We start from the raw sequence: 18831 nt of genomic DNA, 5'->3' as shown, positions 1-18831 counted from the left end.
GCGGCTATCGCGGATCGGTCGTGATGCGCGCGGCGATCCGATAGACCAGCCGCAGCCGCGCATTGTAGGCGGCATTCGCCCCGTCGTCGTCCGCCAGCTCAAAGGTCCCGGCCTTGCGGATCAGGCGATCGGCGAACCGCGCGCGATCCTCGCCCGACGCGTCCGCGAATTCCGCCCCCACGGCATCGACCAGCCAGTCGACCTGCTCCCACTCGGCCACCCGCTCCGCGCGAGCGGCGGCGGTCGGCGCCGCGACGCTCGCCACCGCCGCCGAGCGCTTCCGGAACGTCGCCGCACCCATCAGCCAGAACCCGAAATAAGCCGCCCAGGCGAGCGACCAGCGCAGGCTGTAGGCGACGGTCAGGACGGCGTCGGGCTTCCACCAATTGACCGCCAGCCGCGCGACCATGACGACGATGGTGCCGAGCACGACCCAGCTCGCGGTGCGCACCAGGGTCAGCCGGCCCGGCCCCTGAAGCTGCCCCAGCGCCAGCCAGAACACCCCCGCGCCGACCAGCAGGGCAATGGCGCGGCGATCGCTGAACAAGGGCGCCGTTTCGGTCAGCAGATGCGCGCGCCACGTCAGCAGGCAATAGCAAAAGGCGAAGAAGGTGGCGCTGAGGAACAGGCGGCCGCCATCCATCGCGGGGCGGGCAGGGCGCGAGGCAAGGGCATGAGACATCGTCTCGCCCTACGCCTCGCAGCACGGCCGGCTCGGCGCCTTCGTCGAACGGCCGCGTCCGGTCGATGGATGGCGAGGCGTGGCGTCAGGCGGTCACGAGATGCCCGCACCCTTTTCCGCCGCCGGGATGATCCCGGTCGCCAGGATCCGGCCCAGGTCCGCGACATGGCTTTCCTCGCGCGGGCGGGGCGAGGGGTCGGAGATCATGACCACCGTCAGGTCGAGGCTCGGCACGATGAACAGCATCTGCCCGCCATAGCCCCAGGCGAAATGCACTTGGCGACCGGCGCTGGTCGGCGTGAACCAGCCATAGCCATAGGGATTGCCGCTCCACGGCGAGGTGGTGCGCGGCCGCCAGCTTTGCTGCACCCAGCCTTCGGGTAGAATCCGCCGCCCCTGCCAGACGCCGTCGTTGCGGTAGAGCTCACCGAACCGCAGCAGCGCGCGGGGCGACATCAGCATGTCGTTGCCGCCGAAATAAATGCCCTGCGGATCGCGCGGCCAGGGCGGCAGCGTGATGCCGAGCGGCTCGGCCAGCCAGTCCTGCGCGAGGGCATAGGTGCTGCGCCCCGACGCCCGGGTCAGCGCCGCCGACAGCAGGTGCGACGAGCCGGTGGAATACAGCATCTCCCGGCCCGGATCGGCGGCGAACGGGCGCGACAGCGCGTAACGTACCCAATTGGGGCTCGCGACCCACGCGCCGTAATTCGGCCCCGACGTCCGCCCGAGCCCGGCCTGCATCGACAGCAGATGTCCCACCTCGATCTGTTCGATACGCGGATCGGCGTTGGCAGGCACATCAGCCCGCAACAGCGGCGCGATCTTCTGCTCGGCCCCGGTCAGCACCCCGCGCCCGATCGCGATTCCGGTCAGCGCCGACAGCACCGACTTGGATGCCGACTTGATGTTGACCGGCGTGTCGAGGCTGGGCCCGCGCAGGCGATATTCGGCCAGCGTCTCGCCGCCCCGCGCGATCAGCACCGAATGAACGCGCGGCAGCGCGTCGGCCTCCCGCCGCACCTCGGCCATCAACGCCGGATCGAGCCCGCGGGTCTCCACCCGACGTTCGGTGGAGGCTGGCGTTTGGCGACTGCCCGGCTGCGCATCGGAGCATCCAGCGGCGAGCAGGGAACAGGCGGCGAGCAGCGGCAGGGACAGTTTCATCTACCCGATGTAAGTTCGGGCCGGCTCTATTTCAGCGACCGAAAGGCGGTATCAGCCCCAATCCTCGACCGCCCAGCCGCGTTTGGCCGCGAGCTCGCGCAGCGCCCCATGCGGATTCACCGCCACCGCTTCGTCGGCCCATTCGAATACCGGGGCGTCGGTGACGTGATCGGAATAGAAGCGGACGTGGCCATGCTTGCCGGTCAGGCCTGACCGTTCGACCCAGTCAGCGACCATCCGCATCTTGGCTTCGCCATAACAATTCTCGCCGTCGATCCGGCAGATCACGCTGTCGTCGAGCCCAAGCAGGGTGTTGGTCCCGATCACGTCGTCGAACCCCACCCGCTCGGCGATCGCGGCGGCGTAGAAGCGGTAGCTGGCGGTGGCCATGATTACCCGGCGTCCCTCGGCATGATCGCGGGCGATCGCCTTTCGCGCGCCTGGGCGGATGTTGTGCGCGGCCTGCGCGTCGGCGAAGCTGTCGACCAGGGGCTTCAGATCCGCCGGGCGAATGCTCCCGCCCAGCAACAGCCGGTGGTTGATCTCCTTCAGCGTCGCGCGGCTGATCAGCTTCGCCACATAAGCCAGCATCGATCCCACCACGAGCGGCAGGAACAGCAGCCGCCATGGCGCCCGCCGCCGCGCGCAATGCAGCAGGAAGCTGGTGTAGGTCGGACGGCGGGTGACCGTCCGGTCCATGTCGTAGATCGCAAGGTCCATGGCTCAGGCTCGCCCCGCCAGGATCTCGTTGACCAACGTATAGTCCGCCGCCTTGTCGACATCGATCGCGGCAGTGGGATCGCTCAGCACCACGCCCTTGATGGTGATGCCGAGACTTCGGCTAAGCCCGCGCGCCGACTGATCGAGATCGCGCACCCGCAGCACTGCGCCGAGGAACAGCGGCAGGCCCATCTGCAACAGCACCCGCCAGCCTTTCTTGCGATCCTGCTCGACGCTGCGCCAACGCTCGATCCCGATCCGCGCCTCGGGCGTGCGCAGCGCGAACAGATTGGCGCCGCTGTAGCGCTCCCGCCCGAACCGCAGCCAGGTCCGCTGCGCATCGGGAAAGCGGGTCAGCATGTTGGAACGGCTGACGAACCCGATCGCCACGTCGCTGCCCGCCGATCCGGCGAGGAATTCCTCGATCATCTGCGGCGTCAGCAGGGCGTGGTCGGCGGTGGTGACCAGCAGCGGATAAGGCGTTTCCGGATCGGCGCAGATACGCTGCAACGTCGCGGCGATGGTGTCGTCCGACCGCTCCACCACCAGTCGCGGCTCGTTCGGCAACGCCTCACGCAGCCGCTCGACCTGCTGGGTCAGCACGCGGATCTTGCTTACCTTTTCGGTCGCCAACAGCGCGCGGATCGGTCGTAAAAGCATCGGCTCGCCCGCGATCGGCAGCAGCGGCTTGTAATCAACCTGCAAGCTGCGGGTCAGCGGATCGCCGCCCGGGCGCGAGCCGGCAAGCAGCAGCACGGTCCAGCGCTTGTCGTCAGTCACGGGCGGTCGAGCCAGCTGATGATTTTGCGCCCCCGCGCCGCGCGGCCCTCGGCCTGTGCCAGGCGGACCGAATGGAAGATGAGGCTGAGCACCGACCACAGGGCGACCAGCTCGATGCCGAGGTCGGGCCGGGCGAACAACAGCGCGCCGACCAGGATCACCATGTTGGGGTTACGCCTGGCGGTGACGAGGCGGAAACGGCTATCCACCGCTTGCCACACGTGGATGTGCATCCCGAAGCGCCACACGAACAGGCCTTCGATGATCCGCCCGATGATATAGGTGCCGACGATCACCGCCAAGATGCCGCCCTTGTAGACTTCTTCCAGCTGATGCCCGGCCGCGCCCAGTCCGTGGAGCCACGCCCACCACCAGAAAGGCGGGTGGATGAGATCGACCCCGTGATCGAGGACATCGCCCCATTTCGACGAGGTGCCGGTGCAGCGGGCGAGCTTTCCGTCCACCGTGTCGAGCACCATGAACACGAAGCCGGTCGCGGTGCCGAGCCAATATTGGCCGTTCCAGAACGCCCAGAACGCCGCCACGCAGAACACCACGCCGATCAGCGAGACCTGATTGGGCGTCATCCCGATCTGCGCCGCCCAGCGGGTCAGCCAGAACGCCGGCCGCCGCCACAGGTACAAGGTCAGAAGATCGGTCACGCCCTTGTAGGACGCATCGTAAAGCGCGCGCTCGACCGGAAGCGGGTCGGCGGGGTCGAGCGGCATCACGAACGGCCGCTCGCGCTTTCGCAGCAGCGAATAGTTGAGGGTCGCGGTGCGCGCGTCGATCGGGGTCAGGCCTGACGCATCGAACCCCCCGCGCGTCGTTCCCGCTTCCAGATGCATCATCACCGCTTGCCCGTCGAGCATCAGGGCCGAGCCCGGACGGTTCTTGAGCTCGTCCAGCCAAGCCGGATCCCAGGCATAGCCCATGTCGGCGACGATCCGAGGCTTGGCGCTGTCTTCCGCCGCCACCGGCACCAGCCCGGCCTTGGCCGCGACCTGCTCGGCACGGGTCTTGGCGGTGCGTCCGAACAGGCGCACCGGCGGATCGCCGACGGCAACGAACTGAATGGTCGGGGAGGAGGCGGGGGCGTCGGCCATGATCGTCTCCTCCGCAAAGCCGCAAAGTCTGGCAATAACAAGGCAGGAAATTGTGCCGGCACCGAATTGCGGCTGTAACCGGAAATCCGGTAATCATGTTGCACCCGAAACGCTTTTCTTCGCGTTGAACCGCCGATGCTTGCCGATTTCCCGCTTTACGAGCATATCCGCGCCTGATGGCTTCGGCGGCGGTTTCCAAGACGGACAGCAATATCTTCGCACCCACTGGTGCGTTGACCATTAATCGCGCCGGCTCGACCCAGCGTGAACTCGACGCGCTGGCCGATCCGGTCGAGATCGACCTTTCGCAGGTCGAGCGGATCGACACCGTCGGCGCGTGGCTGATCCATCGCACCGTGCGCGATCGACAGGCGCAGGTCAGCGGCGCCAGCCCGGACGTCGCCAAGCTGCTCGACCAGGTGGCCGACGCCGATCATCCGACCGAAGTGAAGCGCCCCAAGAAGCTCGGCATGGTCGCGGAAATCGGCGATTGGGCGATCCAGTTCGGCCGCACCTTCGCCGGCCTGCTCGGATTTTTCGGGGCGACGCTGATCGGGCTCGCCGCCGTACTCACCCATCCCAAACGCTTCCGCTACAATGCGCTGGTCCAGCAGTTCGACGTGGTCGGCGTGCGCGCGCTCGGCATCATCGGGCTAATGAGCTTTCTCATCGGCATCGTGATCGGCCAGCAGGGCGCGGTCCAGCTTCAGCAGTTCGGCGCTGAGGTCTACACCATCAACCTGATCGGCCGGATCACCGTGCGCGAGCTGGGGCCGCTGATGACCGCGATCATGGTCGCGGGTCGCTCGGGCTCGGCCTTCGCGGCGCAGATCGGGACCATGAAGATCACCGAGGAAGTGGACGCCATGCGGACCATCGGCGTATCGCCGGTGGAAGCGCTGGTGGTGCCGCGGATCCTGGCCACCATCTTCGTCATGCCACTGCTCGCCTTCTGGGCGATGCTGACCGCGATCATCGGCGGCGGCCTGTTCTGCTGGATCGGCCTTGAAATCCCGCCGCTGACCTATGTCCAGCGCATTTCCGAAGTGGTACCGGCGACCGACCTCTGGGTCGGCCTGATCAAGGCACCGGTGTTCGGCTTCATCATCGCGCTGGCCGGCTGCTTTCAGGGCATGCTGGTCGCCAACGATAGCGAACAGGTCGGCCTCAAGACCACCGCCGCGGTGGTGCAGTCGATCTTCCTTGTGATCGTGCTCGACGCCATTTTCGCGGTCTTCTTCAGCTCGATCGGGTGGATTTGATGCAGGGTTCGCCCATCCTTCCCGACGACGAGAATCCGATCATCCGCGTGCGCGGCCTCGAGAACCGCTTCGGCGAGCAGGTCATCCATCAGGACCTCGACCTCGACGTCCGACGCGGCGAGATCATCGGCGTGGTCGGCGGATCGGGCACCGGCAAATCGGTGCTGATGCGCTCGATCATCGGCCTTCAGCGCCCTACCGCTGGCGAAATCGAAGTGCTCGGCGAAAACATGGTCGACCGCTCGGAAGACGAAGCCAAGAACATTCGCCGCCGCTGGGGAATCCTGTTTCAGAACGGCGCCTTGTTCTCGACGCTGACCGTGGCCGAGAATGTACAGGTCCCGATCCGCGAATATTTCCCGTTCATCAAGCAGCCGCTGCTGGACGAGATCGCAAGCTACAAGATCGTCATGTCGGGTCTTCCCGACAATGCCGGTGCCAAGTTCCCAAGCGAGCTGTCGGGCGGCATGCGAAAGCGCGCCGGGCTGGCCCGCGCGCTCGCGCTCGATCCCGAGCTTCTGTTCCTCGACGAGCCCACCGCCGGCCTCGACCCGATCGGCGCGCAGGCGTTCGACCAGCTGATCAAGGGCCTTCAGGAACGGCTCGACCTGACCGTCTTTCTCATCACCCACGACCTCGACAGCCTGTATGCCATCTGCGATCGCGTCGCGGTGCTGGCGGACGGCAAGGTCGTCGCGGTGGACACCATCGAGAACCTTCTCACCCTCGATCACCCCTGGATCCACGAATATTTCAACGGACCGCGCGGCCGCGCGGCAGCGGCATAAAGAGCAGCCATGGAAACCCGATCGAACCAGGTGCTGGTAGGCACCGTCGTCCTGGCCCTGCTGGTCGGCCTGCTTCTCTTCGCGGTGTGGATCGCGGGGCTGAACACCGACAAGCGCAAGTGCTTCGACATCTATTTCAGCCAGGGCGTCGGCGGCCTCAACCGCGGGTCCAACGTCAGCTTCTCGGGCGTTCCCGTCGGCCAGATCACCAAGGTGTCGCTGCTGCCCAACCGGCCCGAATTCGTCTGGGTCCGGATCGAGGTCGAGGAATCGACCCCCGTGCTCCAAGGCACCACCGCGCAGATCAAGGGCGTCGGTTTCACTGGCGTGAGCGAGATCCAGCTCGACGGCGCGGTCAAGGGCGCGCAACCGCTGACCCAGGTCGGCCCGCAGGGCTGCCCGGTGGTGCCAAGCTCGGCCGGCGGCCTTGGCGCGCTGCTGAACAGCGCGCCGGAACTGCTGGAGCGCATCCAGCGCCTCACCGAGCGGCTGACCGAATTGCTCAGCGACCGCAACCAGAACGCCATCTCCGACATCCTCGAGAATATCGACAAGACCAGCCGGGTGCTGGCCGATCGGGCGCCCGAAATGGCCGACACTTTGGCCGAAGCGCGGGTCGCCGCGCGCAACGCGGGCCGCGCCGCCGACGAGGTCGCCAAGCTCGCCAACAGCAGCAACGCGGTAGTCCAGCGCGACGTCCAGCCGGCCGCGGCGGATCTGCGCCGCACGCTTCAGTCGCTGCAGCAGACCTCGGCCAATATCGACACATTGGTCGCCGATGCGCGGCCGGGCGTGCAGAATTTCTCCAAGTCGACCCTGCCCGAAGTGAACCGCCTGGTCCGCGACCTGCGCGATCTTACCGCCAGCCTGGAAGGCGTGTCGAACAGGCTCGAACAAGGCGGCGTCACCGGCGTGCTCGGCGCGCCCAAGCTCCCCGATCACAAGCCCGGAAAGTCCCGCTGATGCGTTTTCTGCCTCTCGCCGCCGCCCTGGCGCTGCCCCTGTCGTTGTCGGCCTGCTTCGGCGGCAAGACCCCGGCGACGCTGCTGACCCTGACCCCGGCGACGCCGAGTGCAACCTTCGAGCGCACCGCCGCAGCGGGCGAAGCGATCACCATCGAGCTGCCGATCGCCGGCCGCGACGTGCGTCAGGTCCGGGTGCCGGTGCTCGAGCGCTCGGGGCAGGTCACCTACGTCGAGGACCTCCAATATCTCGACACCCCCGACCGCCTGTTCCAGCAACTGCTGAGCGAGACGGTGAAGCGCGTCACCGGCCGGGTCGTCATCGATCCGCGCCAGACCGGCATCGACCCCGGCACCCGAGTATCGGGCGTGCTGCAGCGCTTCGGCTATGACGTGGCGAGCGGCCAGGTGGTCGTCACCTACGACGCCACCGCCGCCCGCGGCGCGACCGTCCAGACCCGCCGCTTCACCGCCTCGGCCCCCGCCGACGGCACCAACGTCACCGTCGGCCCCGCGATCAACGCCGCCGCCAACAACGTCGCCAACCAGGTCGCGCGCTGGATCGGCGGCTGATCGTCGTCCCGGCGAAGGCCGGGACCTCAGGCAGCTAAAGCGCGAGCATGACCGGCGGCTGGGTCTACATTCTCACAAACAAACCGCACGGAACGTTATACACCGGCGTCACCGCCAATCTCGCCGAACGCCTCGCGCAGCACCGCGCTGGCATCGGCTCGCAATTCGTCAAACGCTACAATTGCACCTTGCTGGTGTTTGCCGAACAGCACGACACCATCGCCGAAGCCATCCATCGCGAGACATGCATCAAGGAATGGCCGCGGCTCTGGAAGCTGCGGCTGATCCACGAACGCAATTCGGAATGGCGCGATCTTGCAGCCGATCTCCATCTCGCCTGAGGTCCCGGCCTGCGCCGGGACGACGGGAAGTTAACCCAAACTCTTGCTCGCCAGTTCGAACACGTCCTTGCTAAGCCCCGGCTCGGCGAGGATGCGTTGTAGAGCGGCCCGCATCTTCGCGGCGCGGCCGGGTTCGATCTTGCGCCAACGTCCCAGCGGAGCGACGAACCGCGCGGCGGTTTGCGGGTTCAGTTTGTCCGCCGCGACGATCACCTCGGCCAGCCAGTCGTAGCCCTTGCCATCGGCGCGGTGGAACGCGCTGGGCGTGCCCGCGAAACTGCCGGCCAGCGCGCGCAGTCGGTTGGGGTTGGCCAGCGTGAAGGCGGGATGCTGCTGAAGCGCCTCGACCACCTCCAGCGTGCCTTCGCTCCCCACCGACGCCTGCACCGCGAACCATTTGTCGATGACCAAAGGATCGGCCTCGAACCGCACATAGAAATCGTCCAGCGCCTGGCCCGCGGCATCCGGCCCGAGCATCGCCAGCACCATCAGCGCCGACTGCCGCTCGGTCATCGTCCGCGCCGCATCATATTGCTGCTGCCCGAGGCTCGCGCCGAGCGCGGGGTCGCCCGCCGCGATCAGCGCCAGCGTCGCCGCGCGGAGGCGGCGCAGGCCCTTGTCCGCGCCCGACAGGCTGGCCGGATCGGCTGCGCTCGCTGCGGTATAAGCGCGGCGCAGCTCCTCGCCGAGCCGCGTCCCGATCGCCCGGCGCACCTCTTCGCGCACTTCATGCACCCGCGCCGGATCGGCCGCATCGAGCTTCTCGATCAGCAGGCTTTCGCTCGGCAGCGCGATGGCGTCGGCCTTGAACGCGGGGTCGAGCGACTGGCTGCGCAGCGTCGCGCCCACCGCCGCGACGATCGCTTCGACCTCGACCGCGCCGCCGTTTCGGATCGCTGCCAGCAGGTCGCGGGTCATCAGTTCCTGCCCGGCCTCGAACCGCGCGAAGCTGTCCGTATCGCCCGCCGCCAGCGCCTCGATCTCGCCGGGCCGGCGCTGCGCCTCGACGATCACCGGGGCCGAAAAGCCGCGGTTGATCGACAGGAACGCGGGCTCGTCCACGCCTTCGAACCATTCGACCTGCTCGGCCCCTCTCAGCAGCACCAGCCGCTCCGGGGCGACCTCGCGCCCACTCTCCGCGCCGATCAGCGCCACCCTGAGCGGGATCACCATCGGCTGCTTGTCCGGCTGCCCCGGCGTCGCGGGCACGTGCTGCTTGAGATACAGCGCCGTCCGCCCGCCGTCCTGCTCCAGCCGCGCCGTCACGGTCGGCGTGCCGGCCTGCGAATACCACAAGCGGAACTGCGTCAGATCGACCCCGCTCGCCTCTTCCATCGCCCGCACGAAATCCTCGCAGGTCACCGCCTGCCCATCGTGCCGCTCGAAATAAAGGTCGGTGCCTTTCCGATAGGCCTCGGCCCCTAGAATCGTCCGCATCATGCGGATCACCTCGGCGCCCTTGTTGTAGACCGTCGCGGTGTAGAAATTGGCGATCTCGAGATAGGAGTCCGGCCGGATCGGGTGGGCGAGGGGGCCCGCGTCCTCCGGGAACTGCGCCGCGCGAAGCGTCCGCACCTGATCGATCCGCTGCACCGCTTCGGACCCCATATCCTCGCTGAACCCCTGGTCGCGAAAGACGGTGAGGCCTTCCTTCAGCGACAGCTGGAACCAGTCGCGGCAGGTGACCCGGTTGCCCGACCAATTGTGGAAATATTCGTGTGCGACGACCGCGGCCACCGCGTCGATATCGCCGTCGCTCGCGGTTTCGGGATCGGCCAGCACGTAGCGCGTGTTGAAGATGTTGAGGCCCTTGTTCTCCATCGCGCCGAAATTGAAATCGCTGACGGCGACGATGTTGAACCGGTCGAGATCATATTCGCGGCCATAGGTCCGCTCGTCCCAGGCGAAGCTGTCCTTCAGCGCCTGCATCGCCAGTTCGGTCTTCGGCAGGTCGGCTTCGCGCACCCAGATGCCCAGCTCGACCTCGCGGCCACTCATCGTGGTGAAGGTATCGGCGTTGCACTGGAGGTCGCCGGCGACCACCGCGAACAGGTAGCAGGGCTTGGGGAAGGGGTCTTGCCACAACGCGGAATGGCGCCCGTCGGCGGTTTCGCCGGTCTCGACCGGATTACCGTTCGCCAGCAGCACGGGGAAGCGTTGCCGGTCCGCTTCCAGCCGCACGCGATAGCGGCTCAGCACGTCGGGCCGGTCAGGGAAGAAGGTAATGCGGCGGAAGCCCTCGGCCTCGCACTGCGTGCAGAGGATGCCGCCCGAGGCGTAGAGCCCCATCAGCTGGCTGTTCTTCTCGGGCGCGATGGCGACCTCGGTCTCGACCACCGCCGTCTCTCCGGCGAGATCGACCACCAGCCGCCCGTCCTCGAACCGCGGCTCGCGGGTTTCGCCATCGACCCGCAGCGCCAGCAGCTCCAACTCCTCACCGTCGAGCTTCAGCGGCCGGTCGTGGCTGCCGTTGCGCGTCACCGTCAGCCGCGCTGTCACCACCGTCCGCGCCGGATCCAGCGCGAAGGCCAGCTCGACTTCCGGCACCAGCCAGTCGGGCGCCTGATAGTCCTCGCGGCGGATGACGGGCGGGGCGGCGGGAGCGTCCAGCGACGCACGGATATCGAGCATGGTCGTGGACTTAGGCGCAGCACCCTCCACCCACAACCTTGCCGCTCGTCGATCCGTCGAACCCCTCTGGCGGACCGCCGCCGCCGCGCTAAGCTTGCGGGCAATTAGGGGGCTTATACGTGAGCATTACCATGCTGGCCGCGAGCGCCGCGGCGGCGTTCGACGTCGACGCCGCAACGCGCGCCTATCTCGCGATGGTCGAAGGGCCGGTCCGCGCCCGTTCCGACGCTTATTTTGAAGGCGGCTACTGGCTTTTGTTGTGGAACGCCCTTTTCGGCATCGCGGTCAACTGGGCGCTGCTGCACTTCGGCTGGTCGGCGCGGTGGAGCGCCTGGGCCGCCCGCCGCGTCCGTCGCCCGGCGCTGCGCACCATGCTCTACTGGCTACCCTACGTCGCGGTCACCACGCTGATCCTGCTGCCGTGGACGATCTACACCGATTTCTGGCGTGAGCATCAATATGCCATGTCGAACCAGAGCTTCGCCGCTTGGTCCTCCGAAGAAGCGACCGGGTTCGCCCTAAGCCTCATCGTCGGCGCCCTGGCGTTCGCCGCCATCTATGCCGTCATCCGCCGCGCCCCGCGCAGCTGGTGGCTATGGGGCACCGGGCTGACCCTGGCCTTCGTCGCGTTCGGCCCGCTGCTCGCCCCGGTGTTCGTCGCACCCCTGTTCAACACCTACACCCCAATGGCCGAAAGCCCGCTTCGGACCGAGATCCTGGCGATGGCCAAGGCCAACAACGTGCCCGCCGACAACGTCTATGTCTTCGACGCGTCCAAACAGACCGATCGCATCTCGGCCAATGTCAGCGGCCTGGGACCGACCATCCGCATCAGCCTCAACGACAACCTGCTTAACCGCACCAGCCCGGAGGAAAGCAAAGCGGTAATGGGCCACGAACTCGGCCACTACGTGCGGGGTCACGTATGGAAGCTGATCGGCGGCTTCGCGCTGGTCTTCCTCGCCGTGTTCCTGTTCGCCTGGTTCGCCGCGCCGCGCCTGCTCGCCCGCTACGGCGCCCGCTGGGGGGTGCGGGACGTCGCCGACCCCGCCTCGCTCCCTTTGCTCTCGATCCTGTTCACCATCGCCATGCTGGCCGCGACCCCGCTCACCAATTCGATCATTCGCGTCAACGAAATCGAAGCCGACGCCTTCGGTCTCGACGCCGCGCGTGAGCCCGACGGCTTCGCCCAGGTCGCGATGCGCTTGTCCGAATATCGCAAGCTCGAGCCGGGCACCCTCGAGGAGATCGTCTTCTTCGACCATCCCTCGGGCTACAACCGCGCCCGCATGTCGATGGAGTGGAAGGCTCGCCACCTTGCCGAGCTGCCGCCCGAGCAACGCGCGCTGCAGCGGCCCGCGCCGCTGCCGGTCAAGGACTAGTCGGCGACCGGGGTCGGAACGACCTCGCGGCGGCTGGTCAGCGCCCACACCATGCCCGCCATCGCCAGCACCGCGCCGACGACCGCCAGCGGAGTCCAGCGATAGCCTTCGAACACGGTCGACAGCGCCATGGCGATGATCGGCACGATGACGCTCGAATAAGCCGCGCGGCCCGCGCCGATGGTGCGGATGATCGGCATGTACAGGCTGAACGCCAGCGCCGAGGCGAACAGCGCGAGATAGGCGAGGCCCAGCCAATAGCCCGGCCGGGGATCGAACACCGGCGGCCCGCTGACGGCAAGCGCGAAGACCGCATCGAAGACAGCGCCGAAGATCATGCCCCAGGTCAGCATGGTCGGCAGCGCGATTTCCCGCGCGCGGTCGGTGGTCTGCAGCACGTTCGAAACGCTCGCGCCCATCACGCCGAGCAGGGTCAGCCCAATTCCCAGCGTCGCTTCACCCAGCGGCGCCCGCGCGCTTTGCACCTCGTTCCAGAACAGCAGCGCGATACCCCCGATCGCGGGGATCGCCGACAGGATGAAGCTGCGGCTCGGCTTATGCCCGGTCCACGCCCAGGCGAGCAGCGAATTCGGGATCAGCAGCAGCGCGAACACGCAGGCGACCAGCCCGCTCGTGATGTGATGCTCGGCTAGATACACCGCGTTGAAATTGACGCAGAACTGGCAAAGACCGAACAGCGCCGCGATCTTCCACGCGCCGGGCGGAAGGGTCAGCGGACTGCCCTGCCAGCGGGTGTAAAGCGCCATGGCGGCGGCCGCGATGACGAAGCGATAGGTAACCGACCACTGCGCCGGGACGACGCCCAGCTGATCGCGGATGACGATCCAGGTCGACCCCCAGATGAGGGTGATGATGCAGAAAAAGAGAAGGACCGTGCCGCGGCCGAGCGGCGCGCTCATTTTCTTCCGTAACCCCGGACCTGATCCGGGGTCCCGCTTCTGCTTCTGGCGCCGACGAAGGAAATAGCGGGATCCCGGGTCAAGCCCGGGATGACGACCGAAGACTTAGGCGCGCTCAGCCTCACAGCCGCTCGATCGCCCGGGCCAGAGTCTCGACCGCGTCCATGTCCTGGTCCCAGCTCGTCACCAGCCGCGCTTCGCCGACGCCCCAGTCGTAGAAATCGAAGCCCTGGCTCCGCAGCGCCTCGGCCTCGGCCGCGCTGACGCGAAGGAACACCTCGTTGGCCTCGACCGGATAGACCAAGCGCTCGCCCGCCGCCTCGGCCAGCCGCCGCGCCGCCGCATTGGCTGCGCGCGCATTGTCGAGCCAGATGTCGTTCTCCACCATTGCCAGCAACTGCGCCGCCAGATAGCGGCCCTTGCTGAGCAGATGCCCCGACCGTTTGCGCCGCCGCCTGATCCCGTCTGCCAGCGCCGGGTCGAACAACACCAAAGCCTCGGCCGACAGCCCGCCATTCTTGACGAACCCGAAGCTCAGCGCATCGACGCCCGCCCGCCAGGTGAGATCCGCAACGCTAGCGCCGGTCGAGGCCACCGCATTGCCGAACCGCGCTCCGTCGAGATGAAAGCCGAGGCCATGCGCCTTCGCCCACGCGCCCAGTGCCGCCGTCTCCGCCGCCGAATAGGTCAGACCATATTCGGTCGCATTGGTGATCGACAGCGCATTCGCCTGCACCTGATGCACGTCCGCGCGGATGCGGCCGCGGGCATCTTCCAGCGCGTCCACCGTCAGCTTGGCGCCCGGCCCGTCGACCAGCAGCAGCTTCGCCCCGCCGGTAAAGAATTCGGGCGCACCCGCCTCGTCGACCTGGATATGCGCCTCGCGGTGGCAGAGGACACCTCCGTACGGCGGCACCAGTCCGGCCAGCGCCAGACAATTGGCGGCAGTGCCGGTGGTCACCCACAGGACGCTGACCTCGCGCTCGAACAGGTGCGAGAAAGCGCCGTCGAGCCGCTGGCTCCACGCATCGCCGTCATACGCGGTGTCGAGCCGGTCGGCCTCGGCCATCGCCTGGAACACGGCCGGATGCACCGCCGCGGCATTGTCGGAGAAAAAGCGCATGGCCCCCTCTACCGGTCGGGCAGGAGAGGTCCAGTCGCTTGTTTAAAGGAAAATGGTGCTGCCGGTGAGGATTGAACTCACGACCTCAGCCTTACCAAGGATGCGCTCTACCACTGAGCTACGGCAGCACTGTCCGGAGACGGGCGGGCCTATGGCGGTGCGGGCCCTAGGGTGTCAAGGGAAAGGAATGACCAACAAGGATAAAGACGCGAGACTCGCCGCAGCGTTGCGCGAGAACCTCAGAAAGCGAAAGGCGGCGGCAGCGCCCGCCAAGGCACCGCCGCACGAGCCGCCGGCCGAGGGCGACGAACGATCCTGACCGCGCCGCGCTAGGCCAGCCAGTGCCCCTGGTTCAGGCCGGCGACCACACCCGATACCCCGAAGCCGACGATATCCAGCGTGCCGTCATTGTTGATGTCGGCAAGCTCGCGATGCACGATGTCGTCGCTGCCCCAGCCCTGGTTCTTGCCGAAGGCCTGGACGTCGAGCCGCGGTGCTTCGAAACTGCCGTCGCTGCGGCCATAAGCGACATAGGTGCCGGCATACCCAAAGCCGACCAGATCGGCACGGCCGTCGCCATTCACGTCGCCGACGTCGCGGGCAAAGTCGTTCTGGCTGGACCAGCCCTGATCCCTGCCGAAATTGCCCAGGGCAAGCTTCACCGGCTTGAAGGTGCCGTCGCCATTGGACAGGGCGACGAGAGTACCGGCAAAGCCGAAGCCGATGAGGTCGTCGAATCCATCGTCATTCACGTCGGCGACCTTGCGATGAAAGCCGTTGTCGCTGCTCCAGCCCTGCTGGACGCCGAAGTCGGCGATGCCGAACTTCACGGCCTGGAAGGTGCCGTTCCCGTTGCCGAGAGCGACCCACGTCCCGGCGGTGCCGAAGCCGATGATATCGGCCTTGCCATCGCCATTGACGTCGCCAACCGTGCGGGCGAACTTCTCCTGCGTCATCCAGCCCTGTTCGGCACCGAAATCCATGGTGGCGAAGGTCGCGTTGGCGAAGGTGCCATCGGCCCGGGCCAGGGACACCAGGGTGCCGGCAATGCCGAAGCCGACGATATCCGCTCGACCGTCGCCGTTTACATCGATCAGCTCGCGATGGAATTGATCGTCGCTGCGCCAGCCGCTGGTCTGCCCGAAGTCGGCGACCATCAGCCCCGGTGTCGAGAAGCTGCCGCTGGCGGAGCCGAACGACACCAATACGCCGGCATAGCCGAACCCGACGATGTCGCTGTAGCCGTCGCCGTTCACGTCGGCGACGTGGCGCGGAAACTGGTTCTGGCTCGTCCAGCCGCCGGCCCCGATGCCGAAATTGCCGACAAGGATGTTGCCAGGCCCTAAGAACTGGCTGGCAATCAAGCCGAATTCGACATTGCCACCGGCAACCTCTCGGAAGGCCAGAAGACCCGCGCCAAGTCCGGTCACGGTCAGCGATCCGCCGGTAAAGCTGATCACGTCGCCGCTGCGCGTGAGGTTGAGGTCGCTCAGCCGCGCATTGGTGATGACGATGCGGTCGCTCGCCGTGAAGTCGGTGATGACGTCCCCGGCGAACTCGGCGGCGGTGCCCCGAAAGATATCGGCCCCCGCGCCGCCCGACAGTACGTCGTTGCCGAGCCCGCCCGACAACAGATCGTTGCCGAACCCGCCCTGCAGCTTGTCGACCCCGGCGCCGCCCAGAAGAGTATCGTTGCCGCCGCTCGCATACACGGTGCCGCCGATCGTCCCGCCGCGCCCGTCGTAAAGGTTGTTGCCGGTGCCAAGTTTGACGTCGCCGGTGATGGTACCGTTGTTGATGATGAAGCTGGTATTGCCGGGTGTCGACGCATCCACGTCGGTGCGCTGATCGTAAGGGCCGTCGGTCGGATAGCCATAGCCGCCGATCACCGAACCGGCCTCGATGATCACGCCCGCGCCGGGCGTCACCAACGCATTGGCGAGCACGCTGTTCTTCACGACAAGCGTGACTTCGGGCGCAAGCATGATTTGCGACAGGCCCGAAGCATTGGTGATCGTCACCGTGGTCGCCGGCATCTGCGCTTCGACGTTGATCCACAGCCGCTCGAACCCGGTCACGGTGGCGAAGTCGAACGTCCGCTCGCCTCGGATGCCCGCCAGCTTGAACGTATCCAAACCAGCACCGCCATCGACCGAGCCGAAGCGTGCGGGAACAGTGCCGAGAACCGTTTCGCTCAGAACGAAATCATCGTTCCCCCCGCCAAGCGCAATGGCGCCGCTCACCACACTGTCCCGGCCGAGCTCGACGCGTTCGGCGGCGTCGCTACCGGTCACGGTCGCCAGCGAGGACCGGAACAGCGAAAGTAGATTGCCATTGATCGCCAGATTTACGGCCGGGTTGAGCGAATCGAGCAGGTTCACCGTGATCTGTGGCGCAACAACGATCTCGGCGAAGTTCGACACATATTCGAAGTTGGTGCCGCTTCTCAGATCGAGGCGCTCGAAGCCGGTGAAGCCGAACCCGGTGAAGCGGGTGAAACCGGGGCCGGTATAGCCGCTGACCTGCACGCGAAGCGTATCGAACCCCGCACCGCCGCTGGCGACGACCCAAGCGCTGTCCTGCGCGCCTTCGACGATGACCAGGTCGTCACCGTCTTCGGCGAAAATGGTCTCGTTGACGAGCGGATAGCCGCCACCGCCGCCATTGATGATGTCGTTGCCCGATCCACCCCAGATGGCGTCGGCGCCGAACCCGCCGTTGATAATGTCGTCGCCGCCCTCGCCATACAGCTTGTCGTTGCCGGCGCCGCCATTGATAATGTCGTTCCCGGCCCCGCCGCGGATATCGTTCGCTTCGTCATTGCCGGTCAGCGTGTCTGCAAAGGCCGTGCCGGTTATGTTTTCGATGGTGTTGAGGCGGTCGCCGCTCGCGCCGGAGCCGCTTATCCCCGGCGATCCCAGCGTGACCGTAACCCCGCTGGCATAGGCCGAATAGTCGATCTCATCGATGCCATCGCCGCCATGGAGAAGGTTACCGACCATCCCACCCGTGCCTGAGCTGACGAAACGGTCGTTGCCAGCCCCGCCGAATAGCTGGGCGAAGCTGCCGCCCGTATAGATGAGGTCGTTGCCGGCGCCGGCATTCACTTCGAGAGAGCCGGTCTGCGTGGCGACGCGAATGATATCGTCGAACTCGGTCGCCCGGAAATAAGCCAGCGTTTCGAAATTCACGACCGTGCCGCCGCCGATCGTCACGAACTGACCCGGCGCAAAGATGGCGGTGTCGAAATCGATACCCTGGGTCAGGCCGCCCATCGAATAGCGCAGGGTATCCTGCCCGACGCCACCATCGAGATTGTCGCCATAGCCGCCGGCAATGAGATCGTCCCCGTCGACGCCGTAGATCGTATCCTGTTCGAGCCCCATGTCGTCGGCGAGGATGTTCGGGTAAGGACCGAAATCGGCCGATCCAAGCCTGTCGTTGCCGATGTGGCCGATGATGAGATCGGCGCCAGAACCGCCGGCGATGAGCGCAGGATTGGTTGCGGCTCGGATCTCGTCGTTGCCGGAACCGCCGGATACTTCGCCGCCGTAATAGCTGTATTGGATCTCGATATAATCGTCGCCGGCACCGCCGTCGATCTTGCCGTGGGCAAAGATCCGGTCGTTGCCGTCGCCGCCGTCGGCGCGCGCGAAGGTATTGGAATTGGTGTAAAGAACGTCATCGCCGGCGCCGCCGATGACGGCCTGGATATACTGGCTGCCACGCCCGTCGACGATGTCGTTGCCGTCTCCACCATCGAGGTAGGCGGTGTAATATCCGGCAAGCAGGATGTCGTTGCCGCCCATGCCGAACACGGTGGTGCGATCCGAATAACCGTTCGATCCGGGCGAGGCGACATTGATGAAGTCGTCGAAGTTACTGCCCTCGACGAAGCTGATATTCTCGATGCCGGTGATGATTCCGCCGCCGATCGACAGCGTTGACTGGCTGAAGTCGGCGTTAACGCCGCTTGTCGCTGCAAGAAAACTGATGAACAGCGAATCGTTACCTACTCCACCATCGACGTTGTCGCCAAAGCCGGCGAACAGCCGGTCGTCGCCGCTTCCGCCGTTCAGCGAGTCGCGCTCGGCTCCCCTGTCGACCAGAGGCAGAACGATGGGATTATCGTAATAGGGAAGGAAAAAGTAAGGGGAGCGATCTCCGCTGTAGAGATCGTCGTTGCCTTCCCCGCCGTAGAGAATGTCTTCGCCCTGATTGCCGGCGATAGAGTCCGATCCGTTGCCACCCGACAACTGGTCGTTACCGCCATTGCCGTCCATGTAGTCGGATTCGTCACCGCCAGTGAGGTTGTCATTGCCCGCGGTGCCGACGAAATAAGCCATTACGCTCCCCCTTACTTTCCCTCATCATGCACGAGCGACATGCATTCAGGA

Annotated in this window: 16 protein-coding genes and 1 tRNA gene; 7 read left to right on the top strand and 10 right to left on the bottom strand. The window is 66.4% G+C overall.

Annotated features, from left to right (window positions below; genetic code table 11):
* Positions 1-4 precede the first annotated feature (4 nt).
* The 5 genes from V6R86_RS01990 to V6R86_RS01970 form a co-directional block, all read right to left on the bottom strand.
* Positions 5-682: a hypothetical protein gene (locus V6R86_RS01990; RefSeq protein WP_338501606.1), complete on the bottom strand. Its 678-nt coding sequence runs from the start codon at positions 680-682 to the stop codon at positions 5-7.
* Positions 683-775: 93 nt separating this feature from the next.
* Entirely contained in the window at positions 776-1846 is a 1071-nt protein-coding gene (locus V6R86_RS01985; RefSeq protein ID WP_338501604.1) for a serine hydrolase, read from the bottom strand.
* A gap of 51 nt (positions 1847-1897) precedes the next feature.
* Complete coding sequence (locus V6R86_RS01980; RefSeq protein WP_338501602.1) at positions 1898-2566, bottom strand: HAD-IB family hydrolase; 669 nt, start codon at positions 2564-2566, stop codon at positions 1898-1900.
* A 3-nt stretch (positions 2567-2569) separates the two neighbouring features.
* Complete coding sequence (locus tag V6R86_RS01975) at positions 2570-3346, bottom strand: nucleotidyltransferase family protein (protein WP_338501600.1); 777 nt, start codon at positions 3344-3346, stop codon at positions 2570-2572.
* Positions 3343-4452: a CDP-alcohol phosphatidyltransferase family protein gene (locus V6R86_RS01970; RefSeq protein WP_338501599.1), complete on the bottom strand. Its 1110-nt coding sequence runs from the start codon at positions 4450-4452 to the stop codon at positions 3343-3345. Before V6R86_RS01970 ends, V6R86_RS01975 begins: the two co-directional genes overlap by 4 nt.
* A gap of 176 nt (positions 4453-4628) precedes the next feature.
* Between V6R86_RS01970 and V6R86_RS01965 the strand changes: the two genes are divergently transcribed.
* Genes V6R86_RS01965 through V6R86_RS01945 form a run of 5 tightly spaced genes read left to right on the top strand, consistent with a single transcriptional unit; the run spans position 4629 to position 8378 of the window.
* Entirely contained in the window at positions 4629-5714 is a 1086-nt protein-coding gene (locus tag V6R86_RS01965) for an MlaE family lipid ABC transporter permease subunit (RefSeq protein ID WP_338501597.1), read from the top strand.
* On the top strand, positions 5714-6502 hold the full coding sequence (locus tag V6R86_RS01960; protein ID WP_338501594.1) for an ABC transporter ATP-binding protein: 789 nt from the start codon (positions 5714-5716) through the stop codon (positions 6500-6502). Before V6R86_RS01965 ends, V6R86_RS01960 begins: the two co-directional genes overlap by 1 nt.
* A 9-nt stretch (positions 6503-6511) precedes the next feature.
* The gene (locus V6R86_RS01955; protein WP_338501592.1) at positions 6512-7465 is read left to right on the top strand and encodes an MlaD family protein; all 954 of its coding nucleotides are present in this window, start codon (positions 6512-6514) and stop codon (positions 7463-7465) included.
* Positions 7465-8037 carry an ABC transporter gene (locus V6R86_RS01950; protein WP_338501591.1) on the top strand — a complete coding sequence of 191 codons (573 nt, stop codon included), beginning with the start codon at positions 7465-7467 and terminating at the stop codon, positions 8035-8037. The genes V6R86_RS01955 and V6R86_RS01950 overlap by 1 nt, the downstream gene beginning before the upstream one ends.
* Before the next feature lie 47 nt (positions 8038-8084).
* A complete protein-coding gene (locus V6R86_RS01945) occupies positions 8085-8378 on the top strand; it encodes a GIY-YIG nuclease family protein (protein ID WP_338501588.1) in 294 nt (97 codons plus the stop codon).
* Between the two features lie 30 nt (positions 8379-8408).
* Here the strand turns inward: V6R86_RS01945 and pepN are convergent, their stop codons facing one another.
* Positions 8409-11009 carry an aminopeptidase N gene (gene pepN, locus V6R86_RS01940; RefSeq protein ID WP_338501586.1) on the bottom strand — a complete coding sequence of 867 codons (2601 nt, stop codon included), beginning with the start codon at positions 11007-11009 and terminating at the stop codon, positions 8409-8411.
* A 119-nt stretch (positions 11010-11128) separates the two neighbouring features.
* Between pepN and V6R86_RS01935 the strand changes: the two genes are divergently transcribed.
* Positions 11129-12391, top strand: a complete 1263-nt coding sequence (locus tag V6R86_RS01935; protein WP_338501584.1) for a M48 family metallopeptidase — start codon at positions 11129-11131, stop codon at positions 12389-12391.
* On the opposite strand, the gene V6R86_RS01930 is transcribed toward V6R86_RS01935, so the two are convergent.
* From V6R86_RS01930 to V6R86_RS01920, 3 genes are all read right to left on the bottom strand, one after another.
* Positions 12388-13311 (bottom strand): DMT family transporter, encoded by a 924-nt coding sequence (locus tag V6R86_RS01930; protein ID WP_338501581.1) that lies wholly within the window; start codon positions 13309-13311, stop codon positions 12388-12390. The genes V6R86_RS01935 and V6R86_RS01930 overlap by 4 nt on opposite strands.
* 121 nt (positions 13312-13432) lie before the next feature.
* Positions 13433-14434, bottom strand: a complete 1002-nt coding sequence (locus V6R86_RS01925) for a threonine aldolase family protein (RefSeq protein ID WP_338501578.1) — start codon at positions 14432-14434, stop codon at positions 13433-13435.
* 53 nt (positions 14435-14487) lie between these two features.
* Positions 14488-14562: transfer RNA gene (locus tag V6R86_RS01920), tRNA-Thr, on the bottom strand.
* Positions 14563-14621: 59 nt separating this feature from the next.
* Between V6R86_RS01920 and V6R86_RS01915 the strand changes: the two genes are divergently transcribed.
* A complete protein-coding gene (locus tag V6R86_RS01915; RefSeq protein ID WP_338501575.1) occupies positions 14622-14753 on the top strand; it encodes a hypothetical protein in 132 nt (43 codons plus the stop codon).
* Between the two features lie 10 nt (positions 14754-14763).
* Here the strand turns inward: V6R86_RS01915 and V6R86_RS01910 are convergent, their stop codons facing one another.
* Complete coding sequence (locus V6R86_RS01910) at positions 14764-18780, bottom strand: FG-GAP-like repeat-containing protein (protein WP_338501572.1); 4017 nt, start codon at positions 18778-18780, stop codon at positions 14764-14766.
* Positions 18781-18831: the final 51 nt, after the last annotated feature.

It is taken from the genome of Sphingomonas kaistensis, from assembly GCF_036884275.1.
GTDB classification, from domain to species: domain Bacteria; phylum Pseudomonadota; class Alphaproteobacteria; order Sphingomonadales; family Sphingomonadaceae; genus Sphingomicrobium; species Sphingomicrobium kaistense_A.
Note: the sequence above shows the minus strand (reverse complement) of the source record. Positions and strands in the feature narration are given on the sequence as shown.